Annotated in this window: 13 protein-coding genes; 3 read left to right on the top strand and 10 right to left on the bottom strand. The window is 63.3% G+C overall.

What is annotated here, in order from left to right; all coding sequences use genetic code 11:
- Positions 1-11: 11 nt before the first annotated feature.
- The 7 genes from ABLE71_RS18185 to ABLE71_RS18155 all read right to left on the bottom strand — a co-directional run bounded on the left by ABLE71_RS18185 (position 12) and on the right by ABLE71_RS18155 (position 10636).
- Positions 12-467 carry a cyclic nucleotide-binding domain-containing protein gene (locus ABLE71_RS18185; RefSeq protein WP_348784872.1) on the bottom strand — a complete coding sequence of 152 codons (456 nt, stop codon included), beginning with the start codon at positions 465-467 and terminating at the stop codon, positions 12-14.
- Positions 468-555: 88 nt separating this feature from the next.
- Complete coding sequence (locus ABLE71_RS18180; RefSeq protein WP_348784871.1) at positions 556-3222, bottom strand: ABC transporter transmembrane domain-containing protein; 2667 nt, start codon at positions 3220-3222, stop codon at positions 556-558.
- A gap of 95 nt (positions 3223-3317) precedes the next feature.
- Entirely contained in the window at positions 3318-4487 is a 1170-nt protein-coding gene (locus tag ABLE71_RS18175) for an ABC transporter permease (protein WP_348784870.1), read from the bottom strand.
- Positions 4484-5482 (bottom strand): ABC transporter permease, encoded by a 999-nt coding sequence (locus tag ABLE71_RS18170; RefSeq protein ID WP_348784869.1) that lies wholly within the window; start codon positions 5480-5482, stop codon positions 4484-4486. The genes ABLE71_RS18175 and ABLE71_RS18170 overlap by 4 nt, the downstream gene beginning before the upstream one ends.
- A gap of 113 nt (positions 5483-5595) precedes the next feature.
- Positions 5596-7485, bottom strand: a complete 1890-nt coding sequence (locus ABLE71_RS18165; RefSeq protein WP_348784868.1) for an ABC transporter substrate-binding protein — start codon at positions 7483-7485, stop codon at positions 5596-5598.
- Positions 7482-9368 carry an ABC transporter ATP-binding protein gene (locus tag ABLE71_RS18160; RefSeq protein ID WP_348784867.1) on the bottom strand — a complete coding sequence of 629 codons (1887 nt, stop codon included), beginning with the start codon at positions 9366-9368 and terminating at the stop codon, positions 7482-7484. Before ABLE71_RS18160 ends, ABLE71_RS18165 begins: the two co-directional genes overlap by 4 nt.
- A 125-nt stretch (positions 9369-9493) precedes the next feature.
- Entirely contained in the window at positions 9494-10636 is a 1143-nt protein-coding gene (locus ABLE71_RS18155; protein WP_348784866.1) for a DUF3095 family protein, read from the bottom strand.
- Between the two features lie 183 nt (positions 10637-10819).
- Between ABLE71_RS18155 and ABLE71_RS18150 the strand changes: the two genes are divergently transcribed.
- From ABLE71_RS18150 to ABLE71_RS18140, 3 genes are all read left to right on the top strand, one after another.
- Positions 10820-12082 carry an adenylate/guanylate cyclase domain-containing protein gene (locus tag ABLE71_RS18150; RefSeq protein ID WP_348784865.1) on the top strand — a complete coding sequence of 421 codons (1263 nt, stop codon included), beginning with the start codon at positions 10820-10822 and terminating at the stop codon, positions 12080-12082.
- Between the two features lie 255 nt (positions 12083-12337).
- Positions 12338-12619, top strand: coding sequence for a cytochrome c (locus ABLE71_RS18145; RefSeq protein WP_348784864.1), 282 nt, complete (start codon positions 12338-12340; stop codon positions 12617-12619).
- A 165-nt stretch (positions 12620-12784) separates the two neighbouring features.
- Positions 12785-14140, top strand: coding sequence for a ferric reductase-like transmembrane domain-containing protein (locus tag ABLE71_RS18140; protein WP_348784863.1), 1356 nt, complete (start codon positions 12785-12787; stop codon positions 14138-14140).
- Positions 14141-14270: 130 nt separating this feature from the next.
- Here ABLE71_RS18140 and ABLE71_RS18135 read toward each other — a convergent pair whose 3' ends face one another.
- The 3 genes from ABLE71_RS18135 to ABLE71_RS18125 form a co-directional block, all read right to left on the bottom strand.
- The gene (locus ABLE71_RS18135; RefSeq protein ID WP_348785155.1) at positions 14271-15170 is read right to left on the bottom strand and encodes a DUF2950 domain-containing protein; all 900 of its coding nucleotides are present in this window, start codon (positions 15168-15170) and stop codon (positions 14271-14273) included.
- A gap of 98 nt (positions 15171-15268) precedes the next feature.
- A complete protein-coding gene (locus ABLE71_RS18130) occupies positions 15269-16618 on the bottom strand; it encodes a DUF3300 domain-containing protein (RefSeq protein WP_348784862.1) in 1350 nt (449 codons plus the stop codon).
- A gap of 125 nt (positions 16619-16743) precedes the next feature.
- A complete protein-coding gene (locus ABLE71_RS18125) occupies positions 16744-17538 on the bottom strand; it encodes a xanthine dehydrogenase family protein subunit M (RefSeq protein ID WP_348784861.1) in 795 nt (264 codons plus the stop codon).
- Positions 17539-17592: the final 54 nt, after the last annotated feature.

Below are 17592 nucleotides of genomic sequence, written 5' to 3'. Positions count from 1 at the left end.
GACGGCATCCATCACGCCTTCGCGGCGGACCGCAAATTCGCAAGTTCGCTGGTAGTACGCGCCAGGCGCTCGGCAAGCGAGCGCATGACCTCGACGGTCACTTCCGGGAATTCCTTGAGCAGGTTGAGGAAATCCTGCTTGCCGATCCTGAGCGTCGAAACGTCCGATAGCGCCGTCACCGTGGCGGTGCGCGGCATGTCGCGCAGGATCGCCATCTCACCCACGATATCGTTGCGCTTCAGCCGGGCAACCGTGGCCACGCCCGAAGGCGTTTTGATCTTCACTTCCGCTTCGCCGGAGACAAGGATGAAGGCCTCGTAGCCCTCGTCGCCCTCCACGCAGAGGTCCTGGCCCGGCGCGAACAGCACGCGGCTCGACGCCAATGCCAGCAACTTTAGGCGCCTCGGCGCGACATTGGCAAAGAGTTCGACCTTCGCCAGAAGCAGTGCGTCTTCTTCCAGGCTCATGTAACTCTCCCGCTGGTGTGACCGCGGCCACGCCCCGGTAGTGAGGCCCTACTCCCGAAGCTCCGGGCGCGAAATCCGTCCAGACCGATCATCCTGCCGCCTCGTCCGAAATCATCGCGCCGCGCGAGAACTTCAGCACCCGGTCGAACATCGCCGCCTGTGACTCCGTCGATGTTATCCATAGTACGCCAAAACCTCCCGGATCCGACTTTGCCATGTCCAGAATGCCGCGGACAACCTTTTCTACGGTCCGGTTGTCGAGCGCGTTCAGGCCCCGGTTGACGATCAGGAATTCCGGCCGCCGCAAAAGTACGCGCGCCAGTCCGAGCTGTTGACGCTGCGACAGCGACAGTCTGCGACCGCCGGAACCGATCTCGTATTTCAGGCCACGCTCCAGAACGGCGTAGGATAGGCCTAGTTCCTCCAGAATTTCTCGTAGCATGGCGCTGACGCGGTCGACCGCGCCAGCGCGCCCGTCGACGATGCGGCCGAACAGTATGTTATCCTGCAGCGAGGCGAACGGGTTGATCTCATCCGGATCGTGGAACGAGAACTCGGCTGCGAGATGCTCTGGCAGGTTCTCGCGGAAGGTCACGCGCGCCTCGACAATGGCGGCGCGCAACTCGTCGGTGAGGAGATCCAGGCGGTGGCGGGGTTCGCTGTAGCTCAGTGCCACGCGGATGAATTTCTGCTTGTCCGCCGTCGCCACATTCGCGAATTCGACGCCTTCCGTCCGCCCGAGCGCGGCGCTGTAGTCCGATAGCTTGGTCGGATCGATTAGGTCCAGCCGCTCCAGGATCTTGATGTTGTCGGAAACCTCGCCGAACAGGTCGACGATGACCGCCGAGGCGTCGCGCCCGAGTTGGTAGAGCTGCTTCTCCAGTCCGCGGCCGGCCAGAAGACCCCAGAGCGGCGAGTCCGCCGGGAATTCGCTGGGCAGCATTTCCGGCGACGAAACCGCGCCGAACACTATGTTCTGGAACAGCGTGAGCTGCGAGTTGAACTTCGTCAGCACGAACGACTCGACGTCCGCGGCGTTGTCGTCCTTGGTAAGCCTTTCGAGGAAGATGCGGCGTGCGTTGAGGAACATCTCCTCGCCATGGCCTTCCGTCGCATCGGATAGTTTAGTGCGCAGGCCGAAGGCGTAGAAGTCCTCTTCCAGATTGACCAGGGCAAGCACCTGCGTGATCCGGCCGGCAAGCTCCTCGCCGTTGCTCGCTCCGGTCGCCTCGTAGTCGATCCAGTCGGCGCGCCGGTCGAACTGAGGATTGCCCGATGCCGCCGCCTCCCTCAGGATCAGTGGGGTCATCTCCGTTCCCTCGGGCGCGGGCCTGAATGGAGCGTGGCGCAAGCCGCTCAGGAGAGCGTCGCGCGCCGTTCCATGCGCAAAGAACGGCTCGGGGCCGACATAGCCGATCCGTCGGCCTGTCTGCCATTCCGGCAGCGAGGAGATTGCGGTCGAGCCTACGCTGAGCGTGCCGGCCGAGTGCGGGATGAGCCGCGCGATGAGTTCGCCGATCACCTCCGCGCCATCCCCCGCCGCACCGATCGCGACGACGTTTTCGCGCAGGCCGATCGTCAGATCGAGCCCGCTGATCAGCGTCTTGCCGGATTCGTCCGTCGCCGAGACCTGGCGGAAGACGAAAGGCCCCTCGAGGTGCGGCACCCTGCTCACCTGCAGTTCCTGCGCCCGCGACGGCGCCAGCGGCGTGATGTCGAAGGCGTTGACGACCTGCAGGTATTTCACCTGGACGTCGAGGCGCTGGTAGTCCCAGTCGATCAGTTCCTTGATCGGTCCGGGCAGATCCTTGTAGGCGGCGATCACCGCGACGAGCTGGCCGATGTCGAGGTTGCCGCGGATCGCCAGGATGCCGCCGCCGAGATAGAAGACGAACGGCGTGAACTGGGCGAGGAAGTTGTTGATGAACTTCACCAGGAACTTCCACTGATAGAAGTCGAAACGGATGAAGAATATCCGCGCCAGCCGGTCTGAGATGTCCGAGCGCTCGAAATTGGTGCTGTCGTTGAGGCGGATATCGGTCGCGCCGTCGACGATCTCGCTGACCCGGCCCGACAGGTCGCGCGCGGTAAGCTGGCGCTGCAGGGCGAGCATGCGCAGGCGGCCCCTCAGCTTCGGGATGAGCAGGGTCTGCACCATGAGGATCGCCAGCGTGACGAGGCCGAGCGCCCAGCTCTGCAGCATGATGAAAAGCAGCGCCGCCAGCGCCTGCCCCACGAGGAAAGCGGGCGTCGCGAAGGCTTCGCCGATGAAGCCGCCCAGCGGATCGACCTCGTCCTTGATCATCGTGGCTATTTCGGAGCTTCGAACCCGCCGGTATTGCGGGAACGGAAAGCGCAGCACCCTGTCGACGAGCTGATAGCGCAGGCGGCGCAGCATGCGCTCGCCGAGGCGGCCCTTGTAGGTGTTGATGTAGAGCTTGAAAGCGCCGTTGATGATGACGTAGCCGAGGAATGCAGCGGAGAGCGCAACAAGAGCTCCCATGCGGTCGAGATCGAAGCCGCTGAACAGCGTGAAGGTCTGCTCGCCGAACGGGTTGCCGATCTCGATCGGCAGCACCTTCTGGGTGGCGTCCGGCGTCTCGAAGCCCCTGCCCTGGATCGGCCCGTTGACGATGAGCTTGGGAATATCGAATGCCAGGAAGTAAGTCGGCATGGAGAGGGCGACGACGATCAGAATCCATATCTGCTGCCGCTTGGAGTGGCTCCAGATATATTTGAATAGATTTTTCTCCATTCTGTCGCTCATAAGAGTCCGCCCAGTTCAGGAGTTCTGATCTTGGGGCGCCATGAGCGGCGCCCCCTCGCAATATCTATAGCTATCTTTCATGTTCACTTGTACGGGTCCGCCGCGTCCCTCAGCCCGTCGCCAAAGAAATTGTAGGCCAGCACGACGAGGACGACCGGCATGACCGGCCAGAGCAGCCACGGGTAGAGCGCCACGGCGTTGATGTTCTGCGCTTCGTTGAGAAGCACGCCCCAGCTGGTGATCGGAGCCCTCAGGCCAAGTCCGAGGAAGCTCAACGTCGTCTCGCCGAGGATCATCATCGGGATCGCGATCGTGGCGGTGGCGATGAGATGCGAGGCGAAGCCCGGGATCAGGTGGCGGAACACGATGCGGCCGCTGCTTGCGCCCATCACTTGCGCCGCCGAGACATAGTCCTCCTCGCGCAGCGCCAGCAGCTTCGAGCGCACCGTTCGCGCCAGTCCCGTCCAGTCGAGCAGGCCGAGAATCACGGTGATGCCGAAATAGACGACCACCGGCGACCAGGTGATCGGCAGGATCGCCGCAAGCGCCAGCCATAGCGGGATGGACGGCAGCGACTGGATGACCTCGATCAGGCGCTGGCTCAGCACGTCGAACAGCCCGCCGTAGTAACCCGCCAAACCGCCGATCACGATGCCGAGCACCAGGCTGACGCTGACGCCGAGCAGGCCGATGGTCAAGGAAATGCGCGCGCCGTAGATGATGCGGCTCATGACGTCGCGGCCGAGCCGATCGGTGCCCATCAGGAACAGCGTCCCCTTCTCCGCCGGGCAGATCAGATGGAACCTCGCCTCGACCAGGCCCCAGAACTTGTATTTGTCGCCGCTGCAGAAGAAGCGGATGGGCTGCACCTTTTCCAGGTTCGGCGAGTATTCGCGCTTCAAGTTCTCCATGTTCAGCTTGAAGTCGTAGCCATAGACGAACGGGCCGCGGAACTCGCCCTCGTGGAACAGATGGATGGATTGCGGCGGCGCATAGATGTGGCTGGAATTCCTGGTCTCGAGGTTGTAGGGCGCCAGGAATTCCGAGATCAGGATCGAGAGATAAAGAAGTCCCAGGAAGATGCCCGAGATCAGCGCCGGCTTGTGGCGCCGGAACTTCCACCACATCAGCCTGAGCTGCGAAGCCTCGAACAGCTCCTTCTGCGCGTCGGTATATTTGTAGATCGCCTCGGGGTCGAACGGCCGGTCCGACACCGTATGCGGCAGCCTGGTGGCGTTGGAGGGCAAGGTCATTTGCGTACGCCACCACTCAGCCGGATGCGCGGATCGAGATAGGCGAGCGCAATGTCGGAGATCAGCACGCCGAAGACCGTCAGCAGAGAAAGGAACATCAGGAACGAACCGGCGAGATACATGTCCTGCCTCTGCAGCGCCTGGATCAGCAGCGGACCGGTCGTCTCCAGCGAAAGCACGATGGCCACCACCTCGGCGCCGGAAATCACCGCCGGAAGCAGCGAGCCTATGTCGGAGATGAAGAAGTTCAGCGACATGCGCAGCGGATATTTGACCAGCGCGCGGAACGGGTGCAGCCCCTTGGCCCGCGCGGTGGTCACATATTGCTTCTGCAATTCGTCGAGCAGGTTGGCGCGGATGCGGCGGATCATGCCGGCGGTTCCCGAAGTGCCGATGACCAGGACCGGAATCCACAGATGGTGGAGCACCGACATGAATTTGGCCCAGCTCATCGGCTGGTCGGCGAAGGCCGGATCGACCAGCCCACCGATGGACGTGCCGAACCAGACATTGGCGAGATACATAAGCACCAGCGCCAGCAGGAAGTTCGGGATCGCCAGGCCGAGGAGGCCGAGGAAGGTGAAGCCGTAATCGCCCCAGCTGTATTGCCGGGTCGCCGAATAGATGCCGATCGGAAAGGCGATAAGCCAGGTGAAGATGATCGTCGCCATCGACACGACGATGGTCAGGAAAAGCCTGTCGCCGACGATTGCGGTCACCGGGCGCTCGAAGGCGAAGGAATAGCCGAAATCGCCGACGAACATCCCGCCGACCCAGTTGAAATACCGCTCGACCGGCGACTTGTCGAAACCGTACTCCTTGCGCAGATACTCGATCCTGGCGTTGTCCACCGACTCGCCCTGCGCCTTCAGCTCGGCGATGTAGCTTTCCAGATAGTCGCCCGGAGGCGCCTCGATGATGGCGAAGATCAGCGCGCTGGTGATCACCAGCGTCGGGATCATCATGAGAATCCGGCGCACGATGTAGTAAAGCATAGGGCTAGCCCACATCGTGTCTGTGGCGGATCGCAACAGACGTCACGCAAAGCGCGCCCGGGGCAGGCCCGGACGCCAAGTCGGTTCGGTTTGGATGCGGAAGAGCCATCCGCTTACTTGCCGTCTTCCATCCAGAACGCGTCCATCTGGTAGATGCCGAAATAGCCATAGGGATCGAAGCTCGAAATGCCTTCGGCGGGCACGTTGTGCAGCTTGTTCGAGATGACGACGGGGACCAGCGTCGCTGTCACGATGCCGATCGAGAACACCTGATCGGCATGGATGTCGAGGATTTCCTCCCAAATCTTGAGGCGGGTTTCGGAATCTTCCGAAACGAGCCACTGATTGTAGAGGTCGACCAGCTTCTGCGCCGCGGGGTCGTCGATCTTCTGGCCCGCCGTGCCCTGGGTGCTGACATAGGTGCCCCACATCGGCCACTGCAGCTGGTAGGGGTCGCTCGGCACGAATTCCTGCGGGTTGAAATCGGGCGTCGGAGCGCCGTTGTCGACGCCGGCCCAGACCGACATGTTGGTTTCACCCGCCGCCACCCGGCTGCGGAAGATGTCGCGCTGGCTGGTGCGGGTCAGGAGCTTGACGCCGAGGTCCGCCCAGTTGCCGGTTACCAGTTCCAGCACATCTGCTTCCATCGAGCTCTCGCCCGTGCTTTCGACCACCAGGTCGAGCGGCCTGCCGTCGGGCATTTGCCGGATGCCGTTGTCGCCGCGCTTCAATCCGATCTCGTCGAGCAAGGCGTTGGCCTTGTCGAGATCGAATTCGGCGTAGGCGCTGCCCAACTCATCGCGGAACAGTTGGCTGCCGGGAAGGACAGTGCTCTGGCCTTCCTTTGCAAGACCGGCAAACAGCACCTGGTTGATCTGCGCGCGGTCGATGCCCAGCGAGAGGGCCCTGCGGAAGCGGGGATCGCGAAACAGCGTGCGCCAGCCGGTATCGTTCGTGTTGAGATTGGGGAACAGCGCAACTGCCGCCCCCTTGCCGACCGTCCAGAGCCTCACGGTGTAATTGTTGCGTTTCTCGCCCTCCTTCAGGAAGGTGTAGTCGGAGAAGCCGAGATAGCGTTCCTGGAGGTCGCTTTCGCCGGAACCCGTCTTTGCCGCGATGATCGAGCTTTCGGCGATGTTGATCACGACCTGATCGACATAGGGCAACTGCACGCCGTTCTGGTCGACCCGGTGATAATAGGGGTTGCGCTCGAAAACGTAGCGGTTGGCCGGCGAATAGGTCTTGTTCTGCCAGGGCTGCAAAGTCGGCAGGTCGGGATTCTCGAAGCGATAGCTGCGCCCCTTGCGGATCTGCAGCCGCGTCCAATCCTTCACCTCTTCCTTTGCAACCGCGGCGGCGAGCGCTGCGGCGTCGGCGTATTTGGCGTGGAACTGTTTCAGATACGCGGATGCGCTGTAGATATCGAGGGGACGCGCGCCCGCGAGCGCCGGCAGGAAGAGCGGATTGGGCTGGTCCCATGTGTAGCGGACGGTCAGCTCGTCGATGACCTCGAACTTCGGACCTTTGCCTCCGGCCAGCAGAGCGGAATCCAGCCCGCCGCGATCCATGTCCTTGTCGGTCATGATGTCTTCCCAATGGAAGCGGAAGTCCTCGGCGGTGAAGGGGGTGCCGTCGGACCATTTGTGTCCGGGCCGCAAGTGCAGGGTGAAAACGCGGTTCTTGTCGTTTTCGTAGCTCAGCAGGATGTCGGGCTCCAGCTCGAGCGATCTGTTGTAGGCAACGAGTCTGGCATAGCCGTAGACGGTCATCAGCCGCAGGTCGCCCTGTTCGGCCATCAGCGTTCGAATTGTCCCGCCGCGCTTGCCGACCGTGCGTCCCGTCGACTCGTCTATGATCATGACGCGCGGTTCTTTCGGCAGCCGCTCGGCCTCCGGCGGCAATTTTCCCGCCTTTACCAATTCTGCGAGCACAGGCGCCTCGTCCGCGTGCGCAGGCAAAATCAACATGGCCATGACGGCCAGGAAAGCAGCGAAGATCCTCATGCGTGAAACTCCCTGAAGTCGGCGGTCTGACGCGCCAGAACCTGATGTCCGCCGCCAAGCTCTATGGCGGCGAGATCGTCCATTTCGCCCCGGAATGCGTCCGGCCAGTTGTCGGGGTCGGACGACCCCTTGAGCACAAGATCGTCCAGAACTAGGGGCCTGTCGAGATCGGCGAAAGGTACCGCCTTCAGCAGCGCCCTGGTGTAAGGATGGGCAGGCGCCTCGAAGATCGCCCGGCTCGGCCCGATCTCGACGATGCGGCCCGCGGCCATCACGGCCACACGTTCGGCCATGTAGTTAACGACCGCAAGATTGTGGGCGATAAAAAGATAGGTCAGCCCCATTTCCTTCTGCAGATCCTTGAGCAGGTTGAGCACCTGCGCCTGGACCGAGACGTCGAGCGCAGAAACCGGCTCGTCTAGAATGAGCAGATCCGGGTTCATGGCAAGCGCGCGGGCGATGCCCACGCGCTGGCGCTGGCCGCCGGAAAAGCTGTGCGGATAGCGGTTCAGCGCATTGGCGCCGAGTTCGACCGAGGTCAGCAGGTCCTTTGCCCGCTCCATCTGCTCGGAACGGGCCCCTGTTCCGTGTATCTGCATTGGTTCGCGCAATATGTCGCCGATGGTCATGCGCGGCGACAGTGAACTCACGGGATCCTGGAAAACCATCTGCAGCCGCGGCCGGAACGCCTTCAAGTCGCGCTCGTTGAGCTTCAGCACGTCGACCTGCTCTTGCCCGTCGTCGAAGACCACCGATCCCGAATCGGCGGTGATTGCGCGGGTCAGTATCTTGCTGACGGTGGTCTTGCCGCTGCCGCTTTCACCGACCAGGCCCAGGCATTCGCCGCGCCGGATCGTGAAGCTCACATCGTCGACGGCCCGGATCACCCTCGCCTCGCCGCCGAGAATTGACGCTTTTCTGAGGTGGTACACCTTGCTCAGGCCTGACACCGTGAGCAGGGGTCGGTCGTCCGGCTGGCTGCACTTGGCTTTTGCCTTGCGCATCTCGACCACGGTGCGTTTGCCGCCGCGAAGCGCCACGAGCCGCTCGTCCGGCGCCATGTTGAAATGCGGAGCCGCATTCAGCAGCGCGCGCAGATATTCGTGGCGGGGATTGCGAAATATCTCGTCGACGGGTCCTGCTTCCACCACGCGGCCGTCATAAACGACCACGACCTCGTCGGCCAGATTGGCGACGACGCCGAGATCGTGCGTGATCAGCAGCACCGCCATGTCGAGCTTTGCCTGCAAGTCCTTGAGAAGTTTCAGGATCTGCGCCTGCACCGTGACGTCGAGCGCAGTCGTCGGCTCGTCCGCGATGAGCAGCGACGGTCGGCAGATCAGCGCCATGGCGATCATGGCGCGCTGGCGCAGGCCGCCCGACATCTCGAACGGATACATGTCGTAGGCGCGATGGGGATTTGGAAAACCCACCAATTCCAGCGTCTCTTCGGTGGCGGCGCGCAGTTCCTTGTGCGACAGGCCGGCGCCGAGCGCATGGATTCGGAGGCTTTCCTCGACCTGGTTGCCGATCGAATGGACCGGCGACAGTGACGACATCGGCTCCTGGAAGATCATCGAGACGGCCGAACCGCGCAGCGAACGAACTTTGGGTCCGTTGGGCGGCAATGCCGCCATATCGACGATTTCGCCCGATTTCGGCCTGAAATTGATCGATCCGCCTGTAATCGTGCCATTCTTGGGCAGGATGCGCATGATGGCCTGGGCGGTCACCGACTTGCCGGAGCCGGATTCGCCGACAACCGCCGTGACCGCGCCGGCACAGACCCGGAAGCCGATGTCCTTGACGACCTCGACCGGCGATCCGTTTACGTCAAACGCCACCCTCAGATCGTTGACGCGAAGAACCTCACCCTCATCCAACTCGTCGTTCCCCAACCCCACAAACGATGCTCAATTGCGTCGACCGGCTTTCGCTGGCGACCGGATCGGCCGCCGCCTTAGGCAACCGCTCCGCATGCTCCGATTTTCCAATGCTGGCCGCTCGATCAGGACTTCATGTTCTCCGCTGCCTGCGCATAGCCGCCACCCGCTCCGTCAAGAAAATGAAAATGCGAATCTGACGTTACCGATGGTACGTAGCAGGTCAGGATTGCACTATCTTGAACGCTAAGTCCGTAGCGAAGATTCTTCGCTTTGCGTTCATCCTCCAGAATTTCCGTCAGTCTGCCCAGTTCAGTGTCCCCCAGCGACACGGTGATGCGCAACCCGTCCTGGAATTTTCTATAGTCCGTATTGAGAGAAGTAAATTCCCTGTAGTGCTTCGCGTTGAATGACCCGACGTTGATCCCCGTGGTGAGGATGAACCAGGAAAAGAAGGTCCAGAGGTAGAGGGCGGCCCTGCGCACAGCCAGCGAGGTCTGGCCGCGCGTCGCCCGCGCTTCCATTTCCAGGCCTTCGGGGGGCCATGCTCCCGACGGCCCCTGCGCCGGCATGGGCGATCCGCCCCGCGGCAGACGCATTCCGGCAAGATCGAGCAGCGTTTGCGCTATCTCGGGAAATCTGTCCGCCCTGCCCTCGCCCGGCTCGACGATGATCGAGACGATCTTGCCTTGCTCCGGTTTTATCGCCGACCAGCGGCAGGACAGGCCGGTCAGGTCGGGTCTGCTGCCGGGCGGCGCCGGCGGCACCGTGTATTCGCCGGCCTTCATCAGCGCCTCGGCGCGCGATAGCCCGCCCCCGCGAAATGCATAGTTGTTCACCGCTTCCGACACGCGCGTCGCCTGCACGAGCACGTCGTAGCCTTCTGCTCGCACGGCCGATACCGGCACCAGCGCCGCCCGCAATTCGAGGTCGAGATCTTCCTTCACCCAGGCGGCCGTTCTCGCCATCGTGTCGGCCACGACCTCGCGATCCTCGGGCGAGCATATGATCGCCGCCCCGTCGCCGCCGAAGATGTAGGGCAGTGCCTGGGTGTCCAGCGCGTTCATCAGCGCGCTGATCACGGCAACGCCGGCCATGTTGACGGCCTTGTACTGTCCGGCCGCAATCGCCTTGCGCGAGCCCACGACGTCGCTCACGGCGATCAGCCAGTCGTCCGGCGCCCGGCGGTAGAAGCCGTCGTCGAGGACGGTGCGGAATTCATTGCCGACCGGCAGGGACCGGGTGAACTCGGCGGTTTCTCCAGTCATCAGGCGCGCCTCCCTCCGGCCAGCGATGCGGTTTTCTCCGAACTGTGCGTCCGGCTCCTCGCGGCCATCAGAACACAATACGGTGAAAAGTTGACGCCCATTTCGCCGGCGCACTTAAAAAATCGGATACGCCACTCCACATGATATGGTCTGCGGCAGGCGGCGCGTTCTACAAGGCTCTCCATGACAGACACGACTCTGGTGAACGGAATCAACGAATGGCTGGTCGACCAGGCGCTGTCGGAACCCGACATCGTTGGCATGTTCGAGGGCCTTTGCAGCCGCATTCACGCCATTGGCGTGCCGCTAGGCCGGGCCAGGTTGACCTGGCCGACGCTGCATCCGCTGTTCCAGGCGGAAACGATCCTTTGGAAGCGCAATCAGCCCACCGAGTTCGAGCAGTTCATGCATCAGGAGGTGCAGTCGGACGCCTGGCTGCGCAGCCCGATGAAGTACATGTTCGACAACAACGTCAACGTGCTTCGCCGCAACCTCGACGGTCCGTCCAGGCTGCTGGACTTCCCCGTCCTCGAGGAGGTCGCCGAGCAGGGAATGACCGACTACCTGGTCATCCGCACCGGGCTCTCGATCAAGAACGAGAACGCCACCGCCAAGCAGCTCGGCATCATCGCGACCTGGTCGGCCGACCGCCCCGGCGGCTTCACCAACAGCGAGCTTGAAGCGCTGCAGAAGATCCAGCGCCGCTTCGCGGTGGCCTGCAAGACGGTCATCCAGACGCGCATCGCCCGCAACATTTCCGAGACATATCTCGGCAAGGAAGCCGGCAACCGGGTGCTGGCCGGCTCGATCCGCCGCGGCGACGGCACCGAAACCAGGGCCGTGGTCTGGTACAACGACATGCGCAACTCGACCGCGCTCGCCGACACCATGCCCGGCCAGGATTTCATCCAGCTGCTCAACGAATATTTCGACATCACCGCCACGCCGATCATCGAAGCCGGCGGCGAGGTGCTCGACTTCGTGGGCGACGGCGTGCTTGCGATCTTCCCCTACAACGACGCCGGCGAGCAGGAAGCCGCGGTCGGCGCAGCCATGGTCGCGCTGCGCGGCGTGCTCAAGGCGCGTGACGAACTCAACGAGGAACGGCGCGGGAAAGGCCAGTTGCCCATCCGCTTCGGCATCGGCATCAACACCGGAACCGTGATGTTCGGCAATATCGGCATCTCGCGGCGCCTGACCTTCTCGGTGATCGGCCCGACCGTGAACGAGGTTTCGCGGATCGAGGCGCTCACCAAGGCGACCGGGCTCGACGCGCTTGTCACGCGCGACATCGTCGCCCTCCATCCCGAGAAATGGATCAGCATCGGCCATCAGCGGCTGCCGGGCGTGTCGGAGGAAATGGAGCTGTTCACCTTCGCCAAGGAGACGGTCCAGCAGGCGCTCGCGATGGAACGTATAGAGCTGAAGCCCGCGGTGAAGAACTGAGCCCGGCCCCGGCAAGCCGGAGCGGACCCCGCCTCGCATCGCCGCCGGATGGTCCGTTCGGCCATCCGGGTCCGGTCGTCTTTTCCCGCCTGCGAGGGACGGAAGCGAAGCGGTTTGCACTGGATCAAGGCGGCATGGATTGCGTATGCTACCTGGACGCTCGTTTCGTCCGAAGCCGGGGCTTCGGGGTATGCGAAGGCAGAGAGGGTCCATATGAATAAATCCTTACGTCTTGGCTTGGGGCTCTTGGCTTCCATGACCGCGCTCGACGCCGCGATGGCGCTCTCCCCTTCCGAGCAGCGCGGCCTCGTCTTCGCCAAGACCAATTGTTCGCAATGCCATTCGATCGACCCGGTGGGTCCGAGCCCCTTGTCGCTGGCGCCGCCCTTCCGCGACCTGCACGAGCGCTATCCGGTCGAGGACCTGCAGGAGTCGCTGGCCGAGGGCATTCGCACGGGCCACCCGAGCATGCCGGAATTCCAGCTCGCCCCGGACCAGATCGGCGACTTCATCGCCTTCCTGAAGTCGCTGGAATAAGCGGCGAGACCGTCGCCGGCCGCTTTGCACCCGCCCTACCGTCTCGCTTGGCGAGGCGCTTGGCCCAACTGAAAGTCGCGCCGTCGGCGCCGCTGCTTGACCTGCATCAATGACGCGCGTTCAACACGGCGCGAAATGGATCCGATCCCTCCAGGGGCGGAAGCCATGCAAGCCATCAAATATGTTTTCTGGGGCGCGCTGGCGCTGCTGACGGCGCTGTGGATCGCCGTGGAGCCGCAATTCTTCGCGGCCGCCAGTCTTTTCGAGTTGCGCGCGACCATGATGCAGTACACGGGCGTGATCGCCATGGGCTGCATGAGCTTAGCCATGATCCTGGCGCTGCGCCCCCGCTGGCCGGAGCCGTGGCTTGGCGGCCTCGACAAGATGTACCGCCTTCACAAATGGATGGGCATTGCCGCGCTGGTGGTCGCCATAAGCCACTGGCTGTGGGCGCAAGGACCGCGCTGGGCGGTGGATTTCGGGCTGCTCGAACGGCCGGTGCGCGGCGCGCGGCCGGCTGCCGGCAACCAGGTCGAGCAACTCTTCAGGGACCTGCGCGGCGGCGCCGAGGGGGTCGGCGAGTGGGCATTCTACCTCGCCGTCGTGCTGATAGCGCTGGCCCTCATCAAGCTGTTCCCCTACCGGCTGTTCTACAAGACGCACCGGCTGCTTGCCGTCACCTACCTGGTCCTCGTGTTTCACTCGGTCGTCCTGACGACGTTCGCCTACTGGATGACGCCCATCGGCGTTGTCATGGCTCTGCTCATGGCCGCCGGCACCTGGGCGGCTGTGATCGTTCTGCTTCGGCGCGTCGGAATCGACCGGCAGGTCAAGGGGCAGATCGCCTCGCTGCAATATTACCCGGGCGTGCGCGTCCTCGAAACCGAGATCGACGTACCCACGGGATGGCCCGGCCACAAGGCCGGCCAGTTCGCTTTCGCCACGTCGGATGTGTCGGAGGGAGCCCACCCCTACACCATCGGCTCGCCCTGGCATGCGGATCGTCGCCGCATCAATTTCATCACCAAGGAACTCGGCGATCACACCAGCCGGCTGAGAGAAGAGTTGCGCGTCGGCCAGGAGGTGAAGATCGAAGGGCCGTATGGCTGCTTCACCTTCGACGATGCCTGCCCGCACCAGATCTGGATAGGCGCCGGCATCGGCGTCACGCCGTTTATCGCCAGGATGAAGAACCTTGCGCAGTTGCATAACGAGGATGGAGGCCGGACCGGATCGCAGACGGTCGACCTGTTCCACCCCACCGCCGACTATGACGAGGAGGCCGAACGAAAATTGCGGGCCGATGCGCTGGCGGCAGGCGTGCGCCTGCATTTTCTCATCGACGCACGCGATGGCCGCCTGAACGGAGAGCGCATCCGCGCCGCGGTCCCTCAATGGCGCGATGCGAGCATTTGGTTCTGCGGTCCGATAGCCTTCGGCGCCGCGCTGCGGCGGGATTTCGCCCAACACGGCTTTCCCGTGTCGAAGCGGTTCCACCAGGAGCTTTTTTCCATGCGCTGAGAAATCTGCCGAGCGGCATGGACTGCCGCAATCGCTGCGGTGGCATGTGGCGTGGGTCTCGACTGCGAACGCTGCAAGCGAGCGAGGAGCGACCTTCCAAGCCTTTCGTGTATCCGAGCGCCTACATCGCCTAATCCACCACGACCTTCCATTGGTCGTCCGGGTTGAAGCGCTCGATATGCTTGACGATCTGCTCAGTCGCAGCCCCGAGGTCGGTTTCGTAGACCACGCCGTGCTGGTTGACGACAAAGGTATTCACGCCGGTCCCGGCATATTTCACCGGCCAGGCGATGAGCGCGAAGCCGGCGATCATGTTGCCGTTGATGACGTAGTCGTATGCGCCGCCGGCAATCTGGTCGCCCTGCCCCTTCAGGATGCGGTACCGGTAGCCGAAATAGCCTTCGCCCTTTCCCGCATCGTCGAGTTCCGCCTGATTGACGAAGTCGCCCGCCGGGCTCTCGCCGTTGATATCATCGGCTGGCCAGAAGAGCCCGTCGGTCATGCCTTCCGTGCTGATCAGCTTCTGCGCGAACTCCTCGACGCCGTCGTCGTCGCGGTCCTGCGACGCATAGTCTTCCTGCGCGTCGACATAGGCGCGCATCGTCTCGATGGTCTGCAGTTCGTTCTCGCCGACGCGGCGGTTCACGATCTCCTCCAGCCCGGCATAGGTGTCGAAAGCCCATTTGCCATCCTCGACCTTGACCAGCGGGAACGGCAGCGGCCACAGCTTGTCGCCGATCTGAAGCAGCCTGCTGTCGTCCTCGCCGTCGAGGACAAGCTGCTTGGCCACACCCTCCTTGATCTGGGCGAGCGTCGCCTCGGTGTTCTCGTCTGCCTTGAGCTTGGCGGCATCGAGGCCGAGAAGGGCCGCGATCGCGTCGCTGCCCGGCGCCTGCAAGGCCGTCTTGAAGGCTTCCACCGCGGCCTCCGGCGTGTCGAAGGCTGGCGGCTCAGTGGCCGCGGCGAACGACTCTATCTCGGGCGGCTGTGGCGCGTCCTGGGCCGCGGCGGCAGGAGGCAGCGAAGCCATGATGCAAGCGGCGAGCGCGCCCGCGCAGATGGACAGGACGAGCCGAATGGGACGAACGGCGTGAAATGTCTTTGTCATGGTCATGTCCTCCCGTGCCATCAGCGCCTGCGCCCACCGCCGCCGCCGCCGCTTGGGCGCCTGACCTGCTTGTGGCCGCCGCCGCCTCGACTGCCGCCGCCCATCGACTTGTGGCCGCGGTTGGAACTCACCTTGGTGGACTTGCCGCGGTTGACGTTGCCGAGCCCCGAAGGTTTCTTCGGACGGTTGTCGACGCGGGCCGCTGGCTTTGGCTTGCCGGCCTTGCGGTTCACGTTGGCGGGCTTGCCGGCGGCAGGCCGGCTGGAGGGGCGGTCGACGTTCGCCTTGTTGGCCGGCCGGTTCGCAGCCTGACCACCCTTGCCCTTCAGCCCGTCGAGCGTGCTTTTGCGTACGTCTTTCGTTCCCGGGCCACCCGCGTCCGGCCGCTTGTTGGCGATGTTGTCGCGCTTCTTGATGTCCCTGGCGCGATCGCGGATGGCGTTGTCGCCGTTCGCCTTGACCTTGTTTCTGATCTCGTTGCGGTCGAACTTGTTCAACTGGTCGCGGTCGATGTTGATCTTGCTGCGATCGACATTCCTCCAGTCTACGTCATTGATGTTGATCTTGCCGTTGAAGTCGCGGTTGTTGAAGCAGTTGTTGCAGTCGATATCGATGTCGCCGCCGTGCCAGCGGCCGCCCCATACGCCCCAATCGTCCCAATCGACGGCGGCAGCCCAGATGGCTCCGGTCACCGCCCCGGCAAAGAACGTCGCCCCCGGGTACCAGTAGTATGGGTAAGGGTCGGGATAGTAGCGGATCGGCTCCCACACATAGCCCGGCTCGTAAAACATCTCCGGCGGATATTGCGGGACGTAGATCACCTCCGGGCTGGCCGACTTGATGACGACGTTGTCGTTCTCCTTGACCACCTGGATCTTGTCGTCGGTCTTGATGACGCCCTTGGCGACCGCCTCGTCGCGCAACTGCTGGATGGCGATCAGCACGTCCTTCTGCTGGTATGCGATGGCGTCCCCGAGCGCTTGCGTCCATTCGAGGTCGTCGCTCATCATCCTGACGATCTCGGGATAGTTGAGCAGCGACACCACGCTGCCGTCCCAACTTTCCTTCGGCTTCAGGCTCTTGTCCTTCTCGTACCGGTCGAGATAGCGCGCCGCCTCGACGACCTGCAGCGGATAGAGCGCTGCTGCCGTGATCACCGCGATCAACTCGTCCGGGTAGAGCGCAATCCTGGCAACCAGCACCTCCATCTCGTCGGCGCTCAGCGGTTCGGGCGACTGCGCGGCTGCATCCGCTGCATCGGCGGCCGCCACCTGCTCCTGCGCGTACGCAGGCTGGAGCGGCTGCGCCATCATCGTCAGCAGCACCGCAGCCGCCCCGGCAATTCTCCGGGCAAAGCGATTGCCAATCATGGTTTCATCCTCCACGGCTGCAATACACCGCTTTGTAGACCCAAAAGGTCCGGCAGCGCCTGTAGCACTCGTTCAAATCGGCTTCGGAAGTGTCGGGAACGCGCTAGCCCCGATGTGTTCGCACCTCACCCAGCCTTCGCCACCGCCCTCTTGGCCATCACCTTCACCAGATTCGCCCGGTATTCGGCCGAGGCGTGGATGTCGCTCATCAGCGCGTCGGCCGACACGGCGACCCCGTCCACCGCCGAAGGCGCGAAGTGCTGCGCCAGCGCCGCCTCCAGTTCGGCCGCGCGGAAGACGCCGTTTTCGCCCGCCCCCGTCACCGCGACCCGCACGCCCGAACCGCCCTTGGCGACGAACACGCCTGTTATCGCGTAGCGCGACGCCGGGTTGCGGAATTTTTCGTAACCGGCCTTCTCCGGCGCGTCGAAGCGCACGGCGGTGATGATCTCTCCCGCACCCAGCGCGGTCTCGAACAGGCCGGTGAAGAAGTCGTCCGCCGCGATCTCCCTGGCGTTGGTCACGATCGTCGCGCCGAGCGCCAGAAGTGCCGCCGGATAGTCTGCGGCCGGGTCGTTGTTGGCGACCGAGCCGCCGATCGTGCCCTTGTAGCGCACGTGCGGGTCGCCGATCATCGACGCCAGCTGCGAGAATGCAGGCGCGACCTTCTTGATCTCGGCGTTGCTGGACACTTCGAAATGCGTCGCGCCCGCGCCGATGGTGACCTGTATGCCCGCAACCTTGATACCCTTCAGCTCCGCGATATGGGCGAGGTCGACGAGATCGGAGGGCGCGGCGAGCCTGGTCTTCATCGCCGGGATCAGCGTCATCCCGCCGCCCAGCGCCTTGGCGTCGCCGGTTTCGAGCAGTTTCAGAGCATCCGCCACGGAGGAGGCGCGGTGGTAGTTGACTGCGTACATTTGGTTTCTCTCCCTTCGGAAAGAGAGTGAGTAGGGATTAGTCAGTAGTGAGTA

This window comes from Mesorhizobium sp. KR9-304, assembly GCF_040049215.1.
In the GTDB taxonomy this organism is placed as follows: Bacteria; Pseudomonadota; Alphaproteobacteria; order Rhizobiales; family Rhizobiaceae; genus Mesorhizobium_K.
The sequence above is the reverse complement of the archived record's forward strand: the minus strand, read 5'-3'. Positions and strand labels throughout refer to the sequence as shown.